The organism is Jatrophihabitans sp. (assembly GCF_035474675.1).
GTDB lineage: Bacteria > Actinomycetota > Actinomycetes > Mycobacteriales > Jatrophihabitantaceae > Jatrophihabitans_A.
Map to the genome: position 1 here is coordinate 77,344 of NZ_DATINC010000029.1, position 17,606 is coordinate 94,949.

Sequence of the window (17,606 nt, forward strand, 5' to 3'; positions counted from 1 at the left end):
CCGGAGAAGCCCAAGCCCGGGCGGAGGAAACTCCTAGCTGCGGCCGTCGAACAGGCTGGTCACCGAGCCGTCGGAGAAGACTTCCTTGATGGCCCGGGCGATCATCGGTGCGATCGAGATGACGGTCAGCTTGTCGAAACGCTGCTCCGGACGCAGCGGCAACGTGTTGGTGATGATCACCTCGCGGACCTTGCTGTTCTTCAACCGGTCGGCGGCCGGTTCGGAGAAGATGCCGTGGGTGGCGGCGATGATGACGTCAGCCGCGCCGGCCTCGTACAGCAGGTCGGCGGCCTTCACCACGCTGCTGCCGGTGTCGATCATGTCGTCGGCCAGGATGCACAGCCGGCCCACCACGTCCCCGACCACCCGGTTGGCCACCACGGCGTTGGCGACGTTGGGGTCCCGGGTCTTGTGGATGAACGCGATCGGCACCCCGCCGAGCCGGTCGGCCCACTGCTCGGCGGCCCGCACCCGTCCGGTGTCCGGGGACACCACGGTCAGCTGCTCCTCGGCGTAGGTCTCGGCCACGTAGCCGGCCAGCAGCGGCAGCGCGAACAGGTGGTCCACCGGGCCGTCGAAGAAGCCCTGGATCTGCGCGGTGTGCAGGTCGATCGACATGATCCGGTCGGCACCCGCGGTCTTGAGCAGGTCGGCGATCAGCCGGGCCGAGATCGGCTCGCGGCCGCGGTGCTTCTTGTCCTGCCGCGAGTACGGGTAGAACGGCGCCACCACGGTGATCCGCTTGGCCGACGCGCGCTTGAGGGCGTCGACCAGGATCAGGGTCTCCATCACCCAGTGGTTGATCGGCGTGGTGTGCGACTGGATGACGAACGCGTCCGAGCCGCGCACCGACTCCTCCGGCCGGACGAAGATCTCACCGTTGGCGAAGTCCCGGGCGGTCATCGGGGTGACCCGGATGCCGATGTGCCCGGCGATCTCCTCGGCGAGCTCCGGAAAGGCGCGGCCGGAGAACAGCGTCATGCTCTTGCGGTTCTCCACCTGCAGGTTGTTCATGCCTTGCTGCCCCCACTCGTGCTGCTCGAGGAGTCCCGGCCGGGCTCCGCACTGCCCCCCGGTTCGCCGGCTGGGCCGGCCGCGACTGCCGCCTCGGCCGCAGCCGCGGAGCTGGTGCCGGCCCGGCGCCGCACTACCCAGCCTGCCACGTTGCGCTGCGGAGTCCGACCCACCCCCAGGGCACCGGGCGGCACGTCGGAGGTGATCACCGATCCCGCCGCGGTGTAGGCGCCGTCGCCGACCGTGACCGGGGCGACGAACATGTTGTCGGCACCAGTGCGGGCGTGGTCGCCCACCCGGGATCGGTGCTTGTGCACCCCGTCATAGTTGACGAACACCGTGGCGGCGCCGATGTTGGTGTGCTCGCCGATGCTGGCGTCGCCGACATAGCTCAGGTGCGGCACCTTGCTCCCGGTGCCGATGTCGGAGGCCTTCACCTCGACGTAGGTGCCGATGTGCACCCGGTCGGCGAGCTCGGTGCCGGGCCGCAGGTAGGCGAACGGCCCGATGGTGACGCCGGCCCCGATCCGGGCCTGGTTGGCCACCGTGCGGTTCAGCGAGCTGCCCGGCCCCACCACGGTGTCGGTCAGGGTGCTGTCCGGGCCGATCGTGGCGCCGCCGGCGATCTCGGTACGCCCGTGCAGCTGGACGTTCGGGGCCAGCGTGACGTCGGCCTCCAGCACCACCTGGGCGTCCACCCAGCAGGTCGCCGGGTCGATCACCCGGACGCCGGCCCGCATGTGCTGCTCCAGCAGCCGCTGGTTGTACGCCCGGTGCGCCTGGGCCAGCTGCAGCCGGTCGTTGACGCCGGCGGTCTCGGTGCCGGGCGCGGTGCGGGCCCGCACGTCGCGGCCCTCGGCGCCGAAGATGCCGACCACCTCGGGCAGGTACTCCTCGCCCTGGGCGTTGTCGGTGCTGAGCCGGCCGACGGCATCGGCCAGCGGCTCGGCGTCGAAGGCGTACACCCCGGCCGACACCTCCCGCACCGCGAGCTCGTCCGGGCCGGCGTCTTTGTGCTCGACGACCCGCAGCACCGCGTCCGGCCGGAGCGGGTCGCCGGACCGCAGCACCCGTCCGTAGCCGCTCGGATCGGCCAGCTCGCTGGTCAGCAGGGTGGCGGCCGCCCCGCTGCCGGTGTGTGCCGCCAGCAGCCCGGCCAGGGTGTCCGGCGACAGCAGCGGGGCGTCGCCGGGCAGCACCAGCACGGTGCCGGTGACCGGACGGTCGGCGGCCAGCTGCCGCAGCGCGATCCGGACCGCGTGCCCGGTGCCGTTCTGCTGCTCCTGCACCACCGGCACCGCGTCCGGGGCGATCTCGGCCAGGTGGGCGGCGACCTGGTCGCGGCGGTGCCCGATCACCACGGCGGTGCGCTCGGCGCCCAGCCCGGCGGTCGCGGCCAGCGCGTGGCCGAGCAGCGAGCGGCCGGCGAAGGAGTGCAGCACCTTGGGCAGGGCCGGCGACTTCATCCGGGTGCCCTCACCGGCGGCCAGCACGACGACGGTGAGCGGTGGGCGCGCGATCGCGGTGTCGATGGCGGTCACGAGCGGAGCCTATCCGACCGCCGGGGCCGGCCCGGACCGCAACGGCCGGTACGGCCAGGACGCTGGTTCAGTGCTGGGAGACTGGGATTCGAACCCAGACTGCACGGCTCCAAAGGCCGGCGGGCTGCCGATTACCCCATCTCCCACCGTGGCCACCCGCTCCGCGAGCGGCCATCCGACCGCCACAGCTTACTCGCCACGGATCTCGGCTGTCGGTGTCGACAAACCTACGGTAGCGTAGGTTACGCTTGCGTAACTAGGAGGCCCGGACCATGGGCCTGCTGACCAGACACGAGTTTGCCGCGTCGAAACCGCCGCGCCGGCGCTCAGCACATCTGTGCGACTCCCAGGGAGCCTGCTTATGACGATGCTCGACGACACGCCCGGTACCGATCGATCCGTTGCCGCCCCGACCGACGGCCAGCCCGGTGCCAAGCCGATGCTGGCCGGCCGCAAGGCCTCCGGCGAACAGGTCGCGCTGTACGTGGTGGTGCTGCTGCCGTTCCTGGCCCTGCTGGCGGCGGTGCCGCTGGCCTGGGGCTGGGGGATCGGCTGGACCGACGTCCTGATCGCGCTCGCCTTCTACGCGGTCTCCGGCCTCGGGATCACGGTGGGCTACCACCGCTACTTCACCCACGGCGCCTTCAAGGCGAACCGCGGCCTCAAGATCGCCCTGGCGGTGGCCGGCTCGCTGGCCATCGAGGGCCCGGTGATCCGCTGGGTCGCCGACCACCGCCGCCACCACGCCTTCTCCGACCGGGAGGGCGACCCGCACTCGCCGTGGCGGTTCGGCAGCTCCTTCGCAGGTCTGATGAAGGGCTTCTGGTACGCCCACCTGGGCTGGCTGTTCGACCCCGAGCACACCAACCAGGACAAGTACGCCCCGGACCTGCTGGCCGATGAGGACCTGGTGCGGATCGACCGGCAGTTCCCGCGCTGGGTGGTCTTCACCCTGCTGGCCCCGGCGGTGCTGGGCGGCCTGCTCAGCTGGTCGCTGACCGGTGCGCTGACCGCGTTCTTCTGGGCCTCGCTGGTGCGAGTCGCACTGCTGCACCACATCACCTGGTCGATCAACTCGGTGTGCCACCTGATCGGCGAGCGGCCCTACGCCTCCCGGGACAAGTCGGCCAACTTCTGGCCGCTGGCGATCCTGAGCTTCGGCGAGTCCTGGCACAACAGCCACCACGCCGATCCGACCTGCGCCCGGCACGGCGTGGACCGCGGCCAGGTCGACATCTCCGCCCGGGTCATCTGGCTGCTGGAGAAGCTGGGCTGGGCCACCGACGTCCGGTGGCCGAAGCGGGACCGCTTCGACAAGCTGGCCGCCCGCAAGGCAGCCGAGCAGGCGGCGGCCTGAGGTTGTCCGTCACCGGTCCTGCCCGACGGTCACCGGCTCCTGGCGCGCGGCCGCGCTCAGGTGACCGCCGCCCGGCGGGCGAACCGGGGCTCGCGGTAGCTGCCGTCGGCCAGGATCTCGGCCAGCACCTGCATCCCCCGGTGCACCTCGGTGAAGCTGAGGTACATCGGCGGGAAGCCCAGCCGCAGCAGGTCGGGCGCCCGGAAGTCGCCGATCACGCCGCGCTCGATGAGCGCCTGGCAGACCGAGTAGGCCTCCGGCATCCGCAGCGACACCTGCGAGCCGCGCAGTCCGGGCTGCCGCGGGGTCACCACCTCGACCCCGAAGCGGGCCAGCCGCTGGTCGGCGAAGTCGATCACCTGCTGGGTCAGGGCCAGCGACTTGGCCCGCAGCCGGGCGATGCTCACCCCGTCGAAGGCGCTCAGGGCAGCCTGCAGCGCCACCATCGACAGCAGCGTCGGGGTGCCGATCCGGGCCTGCTCGATGGACTCGGCCGGCACATAGCTCGAGTTCAGGCCGAACGGCTCGCGGTGGCCGTTCCAGCCGGTCAGCGGCAGCTCGACCTGGCGCTGGTGGCGGTGCGCGATGTAGATGAACGCCGGCGAGCCCGGGCCGCCGTTGAGGTACTTGTAGCTGCAGCCGACCGCCAGGTCCGCCTGCACCTCGTCCAGCGCGACCGGCAGCGCGCCGATGGCGTGGCAGAGGTCCCAGACCATGACCGCGCCGCAGGCATGCGCGGTCCGGGTCAGCTCCGCGGCGTCGAACAGCTCGCCGGTGCGGTAGTCGACCAGCGAGAAGGAGACCGCCGCCACCTGCGCGCCGTGCTCGGCCAGGAACGCCGCCAGCTCCGACGGGTGCAGCCGGATCACCTGCAGCCCGAGCAGCCGGCCCACCGAGTCGGCCAGGTACTGGTCGCTGGGAAAGTTCGCCCCGTCGGTGAGCAGCATCGACCGGCCCGGCCGCAGCCGGCAGGCCGCCACCATCGCCTGGAACAGCTGCACCGAGGTGGAGTCGCCGCACACCACCTGGCCCGGCGCCGCGCCGATCAGGCCGGCCAGCTGGTCGCCGACCCGGCGCGGCAGGCCCCACCAGTCGTGGACGTTCCAGGAGGTGATCAGGTCCTGGCCCCACTGCCGGCGTACCAGGTCGGTCACCGCGGGCAGCACCGCCTTCGGCAACGGGCCGAGGGAGTTGCCGTCCAGGTAGACGATGTCGTCCGGCAGCTCGAACCTCTCCCGCAGCCCGGCCAGCTCGTCGTCGGCGTCGGCCTGCCGGGCCGCGGCCAGCAACGGGTCCTCCAGATCCGGCGGCTCGGCTGCGTCCGGGGTGGTGGCGGTCGGCGAGTCGGTCATCTGCCCATGATCCCAACTGCTCCCCGCCCGGCGAAACCGCTGATGCGCCGCCGGCGTGCCGCACTGGAAGAATGGGCACGGTGACCGACCGCCAGAGCAGGCCCCGGGTTCGGATGACCGGCAAGGAGCGGCGCGAGCAACTGCTGGACGTCGGCCGGGCACTGTTCGCCGAGAGGGGCTTCGAGGCCACCTCCACCGAGGAGATCGCCACCCGGGCCGGGGTCAGCAAGCCGGTGGTGTACGAGCACTTCGGCGGCAAGGAAGGGCTGTACGCGGTGGTGGTGGACCGCGAGATGCGCAACCTGACCGACGCGATCACCTCCGCGCTCACCGGCAGCAACCCGCGGGCCCTGGTCGAGCAGGCGGCGCTGGCGCTGCTGACCTACATCGAGGAGCAGACCGACGGTTTCCGGATCCTGGTCCGGGACTCGCCGGTGGCCACCAGCACCGGCACCTTCTCCTCGCTGCTCAACGACATCGCCAGCCAGGTGGAGTACATCCTGGTGCGCGAGTTCAGCGCCCGGAAGCTCAATCCGAAGCTGGCCGGCATGTACGCCCAGATGCTGGTCGGCATGGTGGCCCTGACCGGCCAGTGGTGGCTGGAGGTGCGCAAGCCCCGCCGCGAGGAGGTGGCCGCGCACCTGGTGAACCTCGGCTGGAACGGCCTGCGCGGCCTGGAGGCCAAGCCCAGGCTGTCGTTGGACACCTGAGCCGGCTCAGTCCTCTTTACGGCTCCTTACGATTCACAGCTCCTCCGACAGCTCCAGCCAGCGGTGCTCGGCGGCCTCCTTGGCGCCCAGCACGTCGCGCAGCTCGCCGTCCAGCTCGGTGATCCGGGCGTAGTCGGTGGCGTGCTCGGCCAGCGCCTGGTGCAGCTCGGCCTCCCGGCGTTCGGCCTTGGCGATCTCGCGCTCCAGCCGGGCCAGCTCCTTGCGGGTCGCCCGCGGGTCCGCCTTGCGGGTGGGCCGGGCGGGCTTGCCGGCGGCTAGCGGGTTGCCAGCCTCGGCGGCCTGCCGCTGGTCGGCGCGCCGGCGCAGGTACTCCTCGATACCGCCCGGCAGCGCCGCGATCGAACCGTCGCCGAGCAGCGCCACGGTGGAGTCGCAGACCCGCTCGATGAGGTACCGGTCGTGGCTGACCACCACCAGGGTGCCGGCCCAGGAGTCGAGCAGGTTCTCCAGCTCCGCCAGGGTGTCGGTGTCCAGGTCGTTGGTCGGCTCGTCCAGCAGCAGCACGTTCGGCTGGCCGAGCAGCAGCCGCAGCAGCTGCAGCCGGCGCCGCTCACCGCCGGACAGGTCGCTGACCGGCGTCCACTGGCGGGAGTTGGCGAAGCCGAACCGCTCGGCCAGCTGGCCAGCCGACAGCTCCACCCCGTCGAGCACCGCGGTGCCGCGCACCTCGGTCACCGCCTCGATCACCCGCAGGTCAGCCGGCAGCTCGGTGACGTCCTGGGACAGGTAGCCGGCCCGGACGGTCTGGCCGATCCGCACCGTGCCGGCGTCCGGGGTCAGGTCGCCCGCCAGCAGCCGCAGCAGGTGGGTCTTGCCGGAGCCGTTGACCCCGATCACCCCGATCCGGTCACCCGGGCCGACATGCCAGCTGGCGTCGGAGAGCAGCGTCCGGGCGTTTTCGCCGCTGCCGACCGACAGTGTCACGTCCTCCACGTCGTAGACGCTGCGGCCCAGCCGCCGGGCCGACAGCGCCCGCAGCTCCACGCCGCTGCGTACCGGCGGGACGTCGGCGATCAGCGCCTCGGCGGCCTCGATCCGGAACTTCGGCTTGGAGGTGCGGGCCGGCGCGCCCCGGCGCAGCCAGGCCAGCTCCTTGCGCAGCAGGTTCTGCCGGCGGGCCTCGCTGGCGCCGGCCTGCCGGGCCCGCTCGGCCCGGGCCAGCACGTAGGCGGCGTAGCCGCCGTCGAAGCTGCGCACCGACCCGTCGATCACCTCCCAGGTGCGGGTGCACACCGCGTCCAGGAACCACCGGTCGTGGGTGACGGCCAGCAGCGCGCCGCGCCGGGCGTTGAGGTGCTCGGCGAGCCAGCTGACCCCTTCGATGTCGAGGTGGTTGGTGGGCTCGTCCAGCACCAGCAGGTCGGCGTCGGTGACCAGCGCGGCGGCCAGCGACACCCGGCGCCGCTCGCCGCCGGACAGCCGGTCCACCGGGCTGTCCAGGCCGAGGGCCGCCAGTCCCAGCCCGGTCAGCACCGCCCGGACGGCGGCATCGCCGGCCCAGACGTGCTCGGCCACGTCGCCCAGCACCAGGTCCCGGACGGTAGCCCCGGCCGCTCGCCCGCCGGCTGCGGCGTCGGACTGGTCGACGGTGGCGATCCGCAGGCCGCCGGTGCCGGTGGCCCGGCCGGAGTCCGGCGGCTCGGCGCCGGTGATCATGCGCAGCAGCGTGGACTTGCCGCCGCCGTTGCGCCCGACCACCCCGATCCGGTCGGCGGCGGCGATGCCGAGCGACACCGACTCCAGCACCGAGGTGGTGCCGTAGCTCTTGGAGACGTTCTCCAGGTTGACGAGATTGACCGGAATAGCCATGGGAACCGGCGTCAGCCCAGCACCGTCGGGCGGGCGGTGCCGCCGGTCACCGCGAACGCCTGCCGGCAGCTGCCGGTACCGGCCAGCGCGCGGGCCAGCGTCCGGGCGTGCTCGCCGTCGCGGGCCAGGAACGCGCAGGTGGGCCCGGAGCCGGAGACCAGGCCGGCCAGCGCGCCGCACTTCTGGCCGGCCGCCAGGGTGTCGGCGAGGTACGGGGCGAGCGCCAGCGCGGCCGGCTGCAGGTCGTTGCCGAGCCGGCCGGCCAGCAGCTCCGGATCCCCGCTGGTGACCGCTTCGGCCACCCCGCTGGCCGCCAGTGTGGCGGCCGGGTCGGCGACCACCGGCGCGGGCGCGTCGTCCCCCAGGCCGCGCTGCCGGTCCAGCTCGGCGTAGACGGCCGGCGTGGCCAGGCCGCCGTCGGCCGCCGCCAGCACCCAGGAGAAGCTCGCCGCACCCTCGATCGGGCGCAACCGCTCGCCGCGGCCGGCGCCGACCGCCGTGCCGCCGAGCAGCGCGAAGGCCACGTCGCTGCCCAACCGGGCCGCCAGTGCCGCCAACTCGGGAGCCGGCAGGTGCAGTCCCCACAGCCGGTCGCAGGCCAGCAGCGCGGCGGCGGCGTCGGCCGAACCGCCGGCCAGGCCCGCCGCGACCGGGATGTTCTTCTCGATGTGCAAGCCCACCCGGGCCGGAACGCCGGCGTGCCCGGCCAGCAGCTCGGCCGCCCGCCAGGCGAGGTTGTTCCGGTCGGCGGCCAGTCCGGCACCCTCCGGGCCCTGGACGTCCAGGGTCAGGGAACCGGCGGGGGAGGCGGTCAGGACGTCGCACAGGTCCAGGGCGCAGAACACCGTGGCGAGCTCGTGGAAGCCGTCCGGACGCAGCGGCCCCACCGCCAGCTGGAGGTTGATCTTGGCGGGGACCCGGACGATCACCCGGCCGGCAGTCTGGGACACGGCAGCGATGCTAGTGCGCGCGCTCGCACGGGCGGCGCGCAGCCAGCGCCGCGCACCCGGCACCGTCCCCGATTTCGCCGCCGCCGCGGTGCCCTTGTAAGCTTGCAGGGTTGCCTCGGCGAGGGGAGCCCGCGCAGCAGCCGGTCAGCACGTCCGGCAGGCTGGTGTGAGGGGATTTCCGTTATCGACGCGGTGCTTGCCGGCGCTGCGTTGCTGACTGTCGCGGCCGTGGAACTGTCCACGAGCCGGGGACTCACCGCGCGATCGGGCAACACCGCGATCGAGAAGCCCGTTACCGATATCCGACTCAAGCACCGTCCGTCGACACTCATGCAACAGGAGCGCCCCCGTGTCTGAAGTCCGTTTGACCGCCGAAGTCCGTACCGAGTTCGGCAAGGGTGGCGCCCGCCGTACCCGACGTTCGGGCAAGATCCCGGCCGTCATCTACGGCCACGGCGCCGACCCGCGCCACGTGTCGCTGCCGGCCCGGGAGTTCGCGCAGGCCATTCGGCACGGCGGCGGCAACGTGCTGCTGACCCTGACCCTGGACGGCAAGGACGAGCTGACCATTCCCAAGTCCGTCCAGCGGCACCCGATCCGCGGCGACTTCGAGCACGTCGACCTGATCGCGGTCCGGCGCGGCGAGCGGGTCACCATCGACGTCCCGCTGCACGTCTCCGGCGAGGTCGCGCCGGGCGCCATGCTCGGCCAGGAGCACACCACGGTGCAGGTCGAGGCCGAGGCCACCCACCTGCCCAGCGACATCCAGGTGTCGGTCGAGGGCCTGGAGGTGGGGTCGCACATCACGGCGGGCGACCTGACGCTGCCGTCCGGCGCCACCCTGGTGACCGACGCCGAGACCCTGCTGCTCAACGTGATCGCGGCACCCACCGCCGAGGACATCGAGGCCGACACCGCCTCCTCGATCGCCGAGCTGGGGATCGTCGAGGAGCCGCACACCGACGAGACCGAGAGCGACGCCGGCGAGTCCGGCGAGCAGGACGCCCCGGCCGACGAGTCCTAAAGCTCCACCCACCCGAGGTATCCCACGAACCGCCGTCCCGGCCCGCACTGGTTGCGGCGCTGGTTCGGCACCCCGCCACCCGAGGCCCGGACTGCCATGACCGACGAGCGTTACCTGATCGTCGGGCTCGGCAATCCGGGCCCGCGGTATGCCGGCACCCGGCACAACGCCGGCTTCCTGATCGCCGACGAGCTGGCCGACCGGATCGGCGGGTCGTTCAAGGCGCACAAGGCCCGTGCCGACGTGCTGGAGGGCCGGCTGGCCGGCCAGCCGGTGGTGCTGGCCAAGCCGCGGTCCTACATGAATGAGTCCGGCGGCCCGATCGTGGCGGTCAGCCGGTTCTACAAGATCGGCGTCGAACGGCTCGTCGTGGTGCACGACGAGCTGGACCTGCCGTTCGGGGCCCTGCGGCTCAAGCGCGGCGGCGGCGAAGGCGGCCACAACGGCCTGAAGTCCACCAGCGCGGCGCTGGGCTCCAAGGACTACCTGCGGGTGCGCTTCGGCATCGGCCGGCCACCCGGCCGCCAGGACCCCGCCGACTACGTGCTGCGCGAGTTCGCCGCGGCCGAGCGCAAGGAGCTGGCCGTGCTGTTCGACCGGGCCGCCGACGCGGTGGAGGCGGTGCTGGCCAAGGGCCTGGAGGCGGCCCAGAACGAGTTCCACTCCTGAGGCAGCCAGCGTCCGTTCGGGCTGACGCGGAGCGCTCAACCGGCCGGACGCTGCCCGGTGCGATACGGTTCCGGCTGGTTGTAAAGGGATAGCCGGCACGCACAGGGAGAACGATGAAAGCCAGCCTCGCAGTCCTGACCGCCGTGCTGACCGGACTGGCCGGCGCCGTGCTCGCGGTGACCGGCGCGCTGGCGCCGCGGCACGCCGCACCGGCGGCCGCCGCCACCGCCCCGAACCAGGTCATCACCGTGCAGGCCGCGAGCTCGACCTCCACCACCGCGAAGCTGGACCTGTGGCAGCGCTCCAGCCTGGGCGGCTTCTGGCACGCGGCCGGCCCGGTGACCGCCTACATCGGGGCGCGCGGCGTCGGGCAGGCCAGCGAGGGCAAGGCGGTCACTCCGGCGGGCGTCTTCGGCCTGACCCAGGCCTTCGGCAACAAGGCGAACAACGGCACCAGGCTGCCGTACTTCCAGGCCGGCCCGCGGGACTGGTGGAACGGCGAGTCCTCCTCGCCGGCCTACAACACCCATGTGGTGCAGACCAACTCGCCCGGCGGCAACTCCGAGAACCTCTACTACATCGGCGCGGTCTACGCCCACGCCGTGGTGATCGACTACAACCGGTTCCCGGTGGTGCCCGGCGCCGGCTCGGCGTTCTTCCTGCACATCGCCAACGGCCAGCCCACCCTGGGCTGCGTGGCGGTGCCGTCGGCCTCGCTGGACTCGATCATGCGGTGGCTGAACCCGACCGCGCACCCGGTGATCTCGATCGGGGTGGGCAGCCAGGCGATGAGCATCGTCAACCAGGCCAACGCCGCGGCGGCGCTGCACAACCCGAAGGGCTACCTGGACTCGGTGACCGGCGGCCGGGGCAGTGTCAGCCCGCGGGGCTGGGCGGCCGACCCGGACCTGCCCAGCTACCTGCTCAACGTCGACGTCTACGTCGACGGCCGGATGCGAGGCCGGTACCGCACCGGCGTGGCCCGTCCGGACGTGGCGGCGGCCACCCACCTCGGACCGAACTCCGGCTTCGCCTTCACGGTCGGCAGCGTCGCGGCGGGCCGGCACACGGTGTGCGTCTACGCGCTGAACGTGCGGCTGGGCACCGGCAATCCGCGGCTGGGCTGCAAGACGGTCACCGTCAGCTGACGTCCGTGCCGGACGCCCGCTTCTGATGCGCGTCCTGTCGTTCCCGCAGCACGCGGTGCCGTCGGCACTGCGCGCGCAGGTGGAGGCGCTGCAGGACCAGGCCTGGCCCCGGAGCGCCGGCGAGCCGCCGACCGGCCACGACCCCGCGCTGCGGCCGGTGACGATGTTGCTGGTCGACGACCGTGACGTGGTGCTGAGCTCGCTGGCCATCCTGTCCAAGGAAATCAGCCACGCCGGTCGGCGCTTCGCCGCCAGCGGGCTCAGCGCTGTGGTCACCGACTCCTCGCAACGCGGCCGCGGCCACGGCCACCGGCTGGTCAGCGCGGCCCGCGAACAGATCGCCGCCGGCGGAGCGGACCTTGGCATCTTCAGCTGCGACCGGGCACTGGCCGGTTTCTACCAACGCGCCGGCTGGCGGGTGCTGCCCGGCACGGTGCTGATCGGCGGCACCCCGCACGACCCGTTTCCCAGCGACCGGTTCGACAAGGTGGTGCTGGCGGAGCTGTTCACCGAGCACGCCCGCGAGCATGCCGTCAGCTTCACCCACGCCCGCATCGAGCTCTACCCGGGCGAGATCGACAAGCTGTGGTAGTCCATCCGGCGCTGCCCGCCGCCGGCTTGTCCGGCGACAGCGCAGCTGGGGGACAGCTCAGCCGGTCGCCACCAGCCGGGCCGAGCGCCCCGCCGTGGCCAGCTCGTGGTCGAGCAGCCAGCGCTTGGCGGAGAAGCCGCCGGCGTAGCCGACCAGCTTGCCGTCGCTGCCGACCACCCGGTGGCACGGCACGATGATCGAGATCGGGTTGCGGCTGTTGGCCGAGCCGACCGCCCGGACCGCCTTGGGGTTGCCGATCTCCTCGGCCACCTCCCGGTAGCTCATGGTGGTGCCGTACCGGATCTCGCGCAGCGCCTGCCACACCGACTGCTGGAAGGCGGTGCCGCGCGGGTTCAGCGGCAGGTCGAAGGTGTCGCGCTCACCGGCGAAGTACTCCTGGAGCTGGGTGCGGGCCTGTGCGAACTCCTCGTCCGCCCGGTGGCCGAGATCGGTGGGCAACCGGCCGTGCTGGTCGGTGTAGAGCCCGGTGAGCGCCTCGCCGTCGCCGGTCAGCAGCAGCGGGCCCAGCGGCGAGTCGACATAGCTGTGAATCATCGGATGTCCTTGTCTGGTAGGGAAATCGGTTCGGTAACGCCGGTCGGGGCCGGGTCGGCGAGGCTGGCCCACAGGTGGTGGGTCAGGTAGCTGCGCCAGGGTGCGGTGGCGGCCGGGTCCAGCCCGGCGGCGGCCGGACCCAACCGGGTCAGGGCCTGCCGGACGCCCAGGTCGGTGCCCAGGTAGACGTCCGGGTCGCCGACCGCGCGCATCAGCAGGTAGTCCGCGGTCCACGGCCCGATGCCGGGCAGGGCCAGCAGGGCGGCCCGGGTGCTCGCCCGCTCCGAGCCGGCGTCCAGCACCAGGCTGCCGTCGGCCATCGCGATGGCCAGCGCCACCAGGCTGCGACCGCGGGCGCGGGGCATCGGCAGCGTGGCCGGGTCCAGCCCGGCGAGCACCGCCGGTTCCGGGAACAGCCGCCAGTCGGTGCTGTCGAAGGCCGGCCGGCCGTGCTCGGCCACCAACCGGCCCAGCACGGTGCGGGCGCCGGCCACCGACACCTGCTGCCCGACGATCGCTCGGACCGCCATCTCGAAGCCGTCCCCGGTGCCCGGCGAGCGCAGGCCCGGCCGCCGGGCCACCAGGACGGCCAGCGCCGGCTGGCCGGCCAGCACGTCGTCCACCGCGACCGGGTCGGCGTCCAGGTCGAGCAGCCGCCGGACCCGGGCCACCGCGGCGGCCAGGTCCCGGTGGTCGAGCAGCCGCAGCCGGGCGGCGACGAAGCCCGCGGCCGGAGTCAGCGACACCAGGCCCGCCCCGTGCGGCAGCGGCAGCGTCCGGCTGAACGTGGTGCCGTCGTAGCTCTCGCACCCGGTCACCGCCCGGCCGGCCAGGAACCGCAGGGTGGCCGACAGGTCCATCGGGGACCGGTAGGCCAGCCGCAGGTTGATGGTGCCGGGCTCGCCGCCGGGGGTGCTGCGGGCCGCCCGCAGCTGGCTGGGGGTGCTGGCGAACACCTCGCGGATGGTGTCGTTGAACTGCCGGATGCTGGCGAAACCGGCCGCGAAGGCGATGTCGGAGGCGGCCAGGTCGGTGCTCTCCAGCAGGATCCGAGCGGTCTGGGCGCGCTGCGCCCGGGCCAGTGCCAGCGGCGGCGCGCCCAGGGCCGCGACCAGGGTGCGGCTGACCTGGCGCTCGGAGTACCCCAGCGCCTGGGCCAGGCCCGCCACGCCGTCCCGGTCGATCACCCCGTCGGCGATCAGCCGCACCGCCCGGCCGACCAGGTCGGCCCGGCTGTTCCAGTCCGCCGAGCCCGGCGTGGCGTCCGGCCGGCACATCTTGCAGGCCCGGAAGCCGGCGCGCTGGGCGGCCGCGGAACTGGGGTAAAAGCCGACGTTGCGCCGGTGCGGGGTACGCGCCGAGCAGGACGGCCGGCAGTAGATGCCGGTGGTCCGCACGCCGGTGTAGAACATCCCGTCGAAGCGGGCGTCCCGGCTGCGCACCGCCCGGTAGGCGGCGTCCTCGTCGATCGGCATGGCTGTAAGTCTGCCCTGTCCACCGGCACTGGACTGGCGGTTTTCGGACGCGCTGTTTCAGCGGCTGTGACCCACAGCGACCGTCATGAGATCCAGTCGTCCAGGCGATCGAGTCTCATGACAGCTGGCGGATCGGACGCCGGACCCCATGGCGGCCCCGCCCCGGTCAGCCGGTGTTGCGCAATCCCGCCGCGACCCCGTTCATGGTCAGCAGCAGCGCCCGGCCCAGCTGCTCGGCGGCACCGGGATCCCCAGTGCTCCCAGCCGCACCCGCGCCGCCGGAGCGCACCCGGGACAGCAGGTCCACCTGGGCGTAGGAGATCGGGTCGAGATAGGCGTCGCGCACGCTCAGCGTCCGCTGCAGCAGTGGCTGGTCGTCGAGCAGGAACTGCTCGCCGGTGATCCGCAGCACCTCGTCCACGGTCAGCTCGTGCTCGGCCCGGACCACCTCGAACAGCCGCTGCAACTCGGCCGGCACCAGGGTGGAGACGTAGTGCGAGGCGATCTCCAGGTCGGTCTTGGCCAGCGTCATCTCGACGTTGGAGACGAAGGTCCGGAAGAAGTGCCAGTTGGCGTGCATGTCTGCCAGCGCATCCGCCAGGCCCGCCTCGCGTGCGGCCCGCAGCCCCGAGCCGACCCCGAACCAGCCCGGCACGATCTGGCGGGACTGGGTCCAGCCGAACACCCACGGGATCGCGCGCAGGCCGGTGATGCCGCTGCCCGAGTCCGGACGCCGGGACGGCCGGGAGCCGATGTTGAGCGAGCCGAGCTGCTCGACCGGGGTGGAGGCCAGGAAGTACGCGGGCAGCCCGGGGTCGTCGACGAACCGGCGGTAGGTGGCGAAGGCGGCCTCGCTGACCAGCTCCATGGTGTGGTCCCAGGTCTGCAGCTGCTCGGCCCGCTGCCGGGGCGCCAGGTGCAGCGTGGAGGCCCGCAGCACCGCGGCCACCGTCAGCTCCAGGTTCTCCCGGGCAAGCTCGGGCAGCGAGTACTTGTCGCTGATCACCTCGCCCTGCTCGGTGAACTTGATCTCGCCGGCCAGCACCCCCCAGGGCTGGGCCAGGATCGAGTCGTAGGTCGGCCCGCCGCCGCGGCCGACGGTGCCGCCCCGGCCGTGGAAGAGCCGCAGCCGGACGCCGTGCCGGGCCGCGATGTCGCGCAGGGTGCGCTGGGTCTTGTGGATCTCCCACTGCGAGGTGGTGATGCCGGCGTCCTTGTTGGAGTCGGAGTAGCCGAGCATCACCTCCTGCACGTCGCCGCGCAATCGCACGATCAGCCGGTAGGTGGGGTCCGACAGCAGCTCGTCCAGCACCTCGCCGCTGCGGCGCAGCTCCTCGACGGTCTCCAGCAGCGGCACGAAGCCAATCCGGGCCACCGGCCGCCGGCTGGTCCCTGGATCGCTTGGGCCGGTGCCGTGCAGGTCCACCAGGCCGGCCTCGCGGGCCAGCACCACCGCGGCCAGCACGTCGTCGGCACCCCGGGTCATCGAGACGACGTAGCTCTCGATCACCTCCACGCCGTAGGTGTCCAGCGCCTGCCGGATCTCGGTGAACACCGCGAAGGTCTCCGCGCCGGCGGCATCCAGCGGTGGCGGTGTGGGAGCCAGCGGCCGGCGCGAGGCCAGCTCCTTCGACAGCAACCGCCGCCGGTAGTCGCGCGGCAGGTCGGCGTAGAGCCAGTGCTCCTCCTGCAGCCGGTCGATCAGCTGGCCCACGGCGTGGTGGTGCGGGTCGGCGTGCTCGCGGATGTCGAGGGTGGCCAGGTGCAGCCCGAACATCGAGACGGTCCGCTGCACCCGGGCCAGCAGCCCGTCGGCGATCAGGCCGCCGCAGTTGTCGCGCAGCGAGGCCGCGATCAGCGCCAGCTCGTCCAGCAGCTCCTGCCGGCCCAGGTAGTCCCGGCCCGGCTGGTGCCGGCTGCCGGCCTCGATCCGGCGCCGGGTGTTGAGCACCTTGTGGCGGATGCAGGACAGCTTCAGCCGGTACGGCTCGGTCTCGTTGACTATCCGGATTCGCGGGTCGAGCTCCGGCAGGTTGGCCAGGTCCACCTCGATGGAGGCCAGCAGCTGCGGCGACACCCCGACGATCGCGCTGGAGGAGGACAGCTCGGCAATCAGCGCGTCGATGTCGGCCAGCACCGCCCGGGTGGCGACCTGGTGCTGCAGCCGCAGCACCTCGTTGGTGACCGCGGCGGTGACGTAGGGGTTGCCGTCCCGGTCGCCGCCGATCCAGGAGCCGAAGGTCAGCGGCCGGGCGTCGGCGGACAGCGCCGCCCCGTGCCGGGCGAGCTCGGCGGCGAGGTCGGTGGTGAGGTCGGGCACCGTGACATCGATGAGCTCCTGCAGGTAGTACACCGCGTTGCGGGCCTCGTCGACCGGGGTGGGCTGGTGCCGGCGCAGCTCGTCGGTCTGCCAGATCAGGTCGATGATCTCGGCCAGGCTGCGGTCCTGCCGCTCGCGGGCAGCGCTGCCGGGCTCGGTCGGGTCGGCCAGCACGTCGGCCAGCCGGCGCAGCTTGCTCAGGATGGACCGGCGGCTGGCCTCGGTGGGGTGGGCGGTGAAGACCGGACGCACCGCCAGGGCGTGCACCGCCTGGCTGAGCCCGTCCGGGCCGGCCTTGGCCGCGACCGCGGCGACCGAGCTGGCCAGCCAGCCCTGCTCGGCCGGCCGGTCGCGCAGGCTGCGCACCCGGTGCACCTGTTCGGCGACATTGGCCAAATGGAAGTACGCTGAGAAGGCACGCACCAGCGCCGCGGCCGTATCGACCGGCAGCCCCGCCAGCAGCGCCCGGACCTCGTCCCGGGCGGTGGTCCGGTCCGAGATCCGGGCCGCCTCCTTGCTCTGCTTAGTCAGGGCCCGGACCTGCTCGACCAGTTCGAGCAGCCCGGCGCCGTGCTGGCGCACCAGCGAGTCGCCCAGCAGTTGGCCGACCCGGCGCACGTCCCGGCGCAGCGGGGTGTCGTCGTCGCCGGTGCCGGGGTGGGCGGCCGGCTGGTGCGAGGTCACCGCACAATCTTGGCGCACCCGCAGCAGTGGTCTCCGACGGGAGTGGTCACCTAGGGTGTCTGGGCACGCGGGAAGGGGATTTCCGTCACCGTCCGCAGACACCTGATCACGAAGAGCGTAAATATGAACGCTGGGATAAAATTTCCAGGCACAGAAAGGAATTTAGCGCTTCCCAAACATGCACTTCACCCGCTATAAACGTCCATGTTACGGACGTCGATCGGGGGACGACGGCAAGTAACCAATGCCCCCGTGTGTACCGATGCACTGCAGTTTGTAAGCCGGACAACCAGCTCCGGCACCGCATAGTAGGACAACAGGCCGGTGACAGGCCGCCTGTGGCAACGGGGGAAAGATGTACGGGTCGGGGCTAGAGGTCGCAACT

General features: G+C 72.6%; 14 protein-coding genes and 1 tRNA gene. 6 read left to right on the forward strand and 9 right to left on the reverse strand.

Translation table 11 applies throughout. The annotated features are described in order from the left end of the window. Positions 1-33: 33 nt before the first annotated feature. The 3 genes from VLJ82_RS02960 to VLJ82_RS02970 form a co-directional block, all read right to left on the reverse strand. Entirely contained in the window at positions 34-1,014 is a 981-nt protein-coding gene (locus VLJ82_RS02960; RefSeq protein ID WP_408661828.1) for a ribose-phosphate diphosphokinase, read from the reverse strand. Next, the gene (glmU, locus tag VLJ82_RS02965; RefSeq protein ID WP_408661829.1) at positions 1,011-2,555 is read right to left on the reverse strand and encodes a bifunctional UDP-N-acetylglucosamine diphosphorylase/glucosamine-1-phosphate N-acetyltransferase GlmU; all 1,545 of its coding nucleotides are present in this window, start codon (positions 2,553-2,555) and stop codon (positions 1,011-1,013) included. Before glmU ends, VLJ82_RS02960 begins: the two co-directional genes overlap by 4 nt. Positions 2,556-2,628: 73 nt before the next feature. After that, positions 2,629-2,701 (reverse strand) — tRNA-Gln (locus VLJ82_RS02970). A gap of 221 nt (positions 2,702-2,922) precedes the next feature. Here VLJ82_RS02970 and VLJ82_RS02975 point away from each other — a divergent pair. After that, positions 2,923-3,912 (forward strand): acyl-CoA desaturase, encoded by a 990-nt coding sequence (locus VLJ82_RS02975; protein WP_408661874.1) that lies wholly within the window; start codon positions 2,923-2,925, stop codon positions 3,910-3,912. Between the two features lie 56 nt (positions 3,913-3,968). On the opposite strand, the gene kynU is transcribed toward VLJ82_RS02975, so the two are convergent. Then, the gene (gene kynU, locus VLJ82_RS02980) at positions 3,969-5,264 is read right to left on the reverse strand and encodes a kynureninase (protein ID WP_408661830.1); all 1,296 of its coding nucleotides are present in this window, start codon (positions 5,262-5,264) and stop codon (positions 3,969-3,971) included. A 71-nt stretch (positions 5,265-5,335) separates the two neighbouring features. Here kynU and VLJ82_RS02985 point away from each other — a divergent pair, with 71 nt between their 5' ends. Next, positions 5,336-5,974, forward strand: coding sequence for a TetR family transcriptional regulator (locus tag VLJ82_RS02985; RefSeq protein WP_408661831.1), 639 nt, complete (start codon positions 5,336-5,338; stop codon positions 5,972-5,974). A 33-nt stretch (positions 5,975-6,007) separates the two neighbouring features. Here the strand turns inward: VLJ82_RS02985 and VLJ82_RS02990 are convergent, their stop codons facing one another. Further along, positions 6,008-7,804, reverse strand: a complete 1,797-nt coding sequence (locus tag VLJ82_RS02990; protein WP_408661832.1) for an ABC-F family ATP-binding cassette domain-containing protein — start codon at positions 7,802-7,804, stop codon at positions 6,008-6,010. 11 nt (positions 7,805-7,815) lie between these two features. Beyond that, positions 7,816-8,754, reverse strand: coding sequence for a 4-(cytidine 5'-diphospho)-2-C-methyl-D-erythritol kinase (locus tag VLJ82_RS02995; RefSeq protein ID WP_408661833.1), 939 nt, complete (start codon positions 8,752-8,754; stop codon positions 7,816-7,818). Positions 8,755-9,103: 349 nt separating this feature from the next. Between VLJ82_RS02995 and VLJ82_RS03000 the strand changes: the two genes are divergently transcribed. From VLJ82_RS03000 to VLJ82_RS03015, 4 genes are all read left to right on the forward strand, one after another. Next, on the forward strand, positions 9,104-9,778 hold the full coding sequence (locus VLJ82_RS03000; RefSeq protein WP_408661834.1) for a 50S ribosomal protein L25/general stress protein Ctc: 675 nt from the start codon (positions 9,104-9,106) through the stop codon (positions 9,776-9,778). A 96-nt stretch (positions 9,779-9,874) separates the two neighbouring features. After that, positions 9,875-10,447, forward strand: coding sequence for an aminoacyl-tRNA hydrolase (pth, locus tag VLJ82_RS03005; RefSeq protein WP_408661835.1), 573 nt, complete (start codon positions 9,875-9,877; stop codon positions 10,445-10,447). A 113-nt stretch (positions 10,448-10,560) separates the two neighbouring features. Then, the gene (locus tag VLJ82_RS03010) at positions 10,561-11,595 is read left to right on the forward strand and encodes a L,D-transpeptidase family protein (protein WP_408661836.1); all 1,035 of its coding nucleotides are present in this window, start codon (positions 10,561-10,563) and stop codon (positions 11,593-11,595) included. 25 nt (positions 11,596-11,620) lie between these two features. Continuing rightward, positions 11,621-12,187, forward strand: coding sequence for a GNAT family N-acetyltransferase (locus tag VLJ82_RS03015; RefSeq protein ID WP_408661837.1), 567 nt, complete (start codon positions 11,621-11,623; stop codon positions 12,185-12,187). Between the two features lie 57 nt (positions 12,188-12,244). Here the strand turns inward: VLJ82_RS03015 and VLJ82_RS03020 are convergent, their stop codons facing one another. The 3 genes from VLJ82_RS03020 to ppc all read right to left on the reverse strand — a co-directional run bounded on the left by VLJ82_RS03020 (position 12,245) and on the right by ppc (position 17,221). Beyond that, positions 12,245-12,742 (reverse strand): methylated-DNA--[protein]-cysteine S-methyltransferase, encoded by a 498-nt coding sequence (locus tag VLJ82_RS03020; protein ID WP_408661838.1) that lies wholly within the window; start codon positions 12,740-12,742, stop codon positions 12,245-12,247. Beyond that, positions 12,739-14,217, reverse strand: coding sequence for an AlkA N-terminal domain-containing protein (locus tag VLJ82_RS03025; RefSeq protein WP_408661839.1), 1,479 nt, complete (start codon positions 14,215-14,217; stop codon positions 12,739-12,741). The genes VLJ82_RS03020 and VLJ82_RS03025 overlap by 4 nt, the downstream gene beginning before the upstream one ends. A 166-nt stretch (positions 14,218-14,383) precedes the next feature. Continuing rightward, the gene (ppc, locus tag VLJ82_RS03030) at positions 14,384-17,221 is read right to left on the reverse strand and encodes a phosphoenolpyruvate carboxylase (protein ID WP_408661840.1); all 2,838 of its coding nucleotides are present in this window, start codon (positions 17,219-17,221) and stop codon (positions 14,384-14,386) included. Positions 17,222-17,606 lie beyond the last annotated feature (385 nt).

Excerpts from the sequence above, each read along its gene's own strand:
- VLJ82_RS02960 (WP_408661828.1), bottom strand. The coding sequence starts at position 1,014 with ATGAACAACCTGCAGGTGGAGAACCGCAAGAGCATGACGCTGTTCTCC.
- VLJ82_RS02975 (WP_408661874.1), top strand. The coding sequence starts at position 2,923 with ATGCTCGACGACACGCCCGGTACCGATCGATCCGTTGCCGCCCCGACC.
- kynU (WP_408661830.1), bottom strand. The coding sequence starts at position 5,264 with ATGACCGACTCGCCGACCGCCACCACCCCGGACGCAGCCGAGCCGCCG.
- VLJ82_RS02985 (WP_408661831.1), top strand. The coding sequence starts at position 5,336 with ATGGGCACGGTGACCGACCGCCAGAGCAGGCCCCGGGTTCGGATGACC.
- VLJ82_RS02990 (WP_408661832.1), bottom strand. The coding sequence starts at position 7,804 with ATGGCTATTCCGGTCAATCTCGTCAACCTGGAGAACGTCTCCAAGAGC.
- pth (WP_408661835.1), top strand. The coding sequence starts at position 9,875 with ATGACCGACGAGCGTTACCTGATCGTCGGGCTCGGCAATCCGGGCCCG.
- VLJ82_RS03010 (WP_408661836.1), top strand. The coding sequence starts at position 10,561 with ATGAAAGCCAGCCTCGCAGTCCTGACCGCCGTGCTGACCGGACTGGCC.
- VLJ82_RS03015 (WP_408661837.1), top strand. The coding sequence starts at position 11,621 with ATGCGCGTCCTGTCGTTCCCGCAGCACGCGGTGCCGTCGGCACTGCGC.
- VLJ82_RS03020 (WP_408661838.1), bottom strand. The coding sequence starts at position 12,742 with ATGATTCACAGCTATGTCGACTCGCCGCTGGGCCCGCTGCTGCTGACC.
- VLJ82_RS03025 (WP_408661839.1), bottom strand. The coding sequence starts at position 14,217 with ATGCCGATCGACGAGGACGCCGCCTACCGGGCGGTGCGCAGCCGGGAC.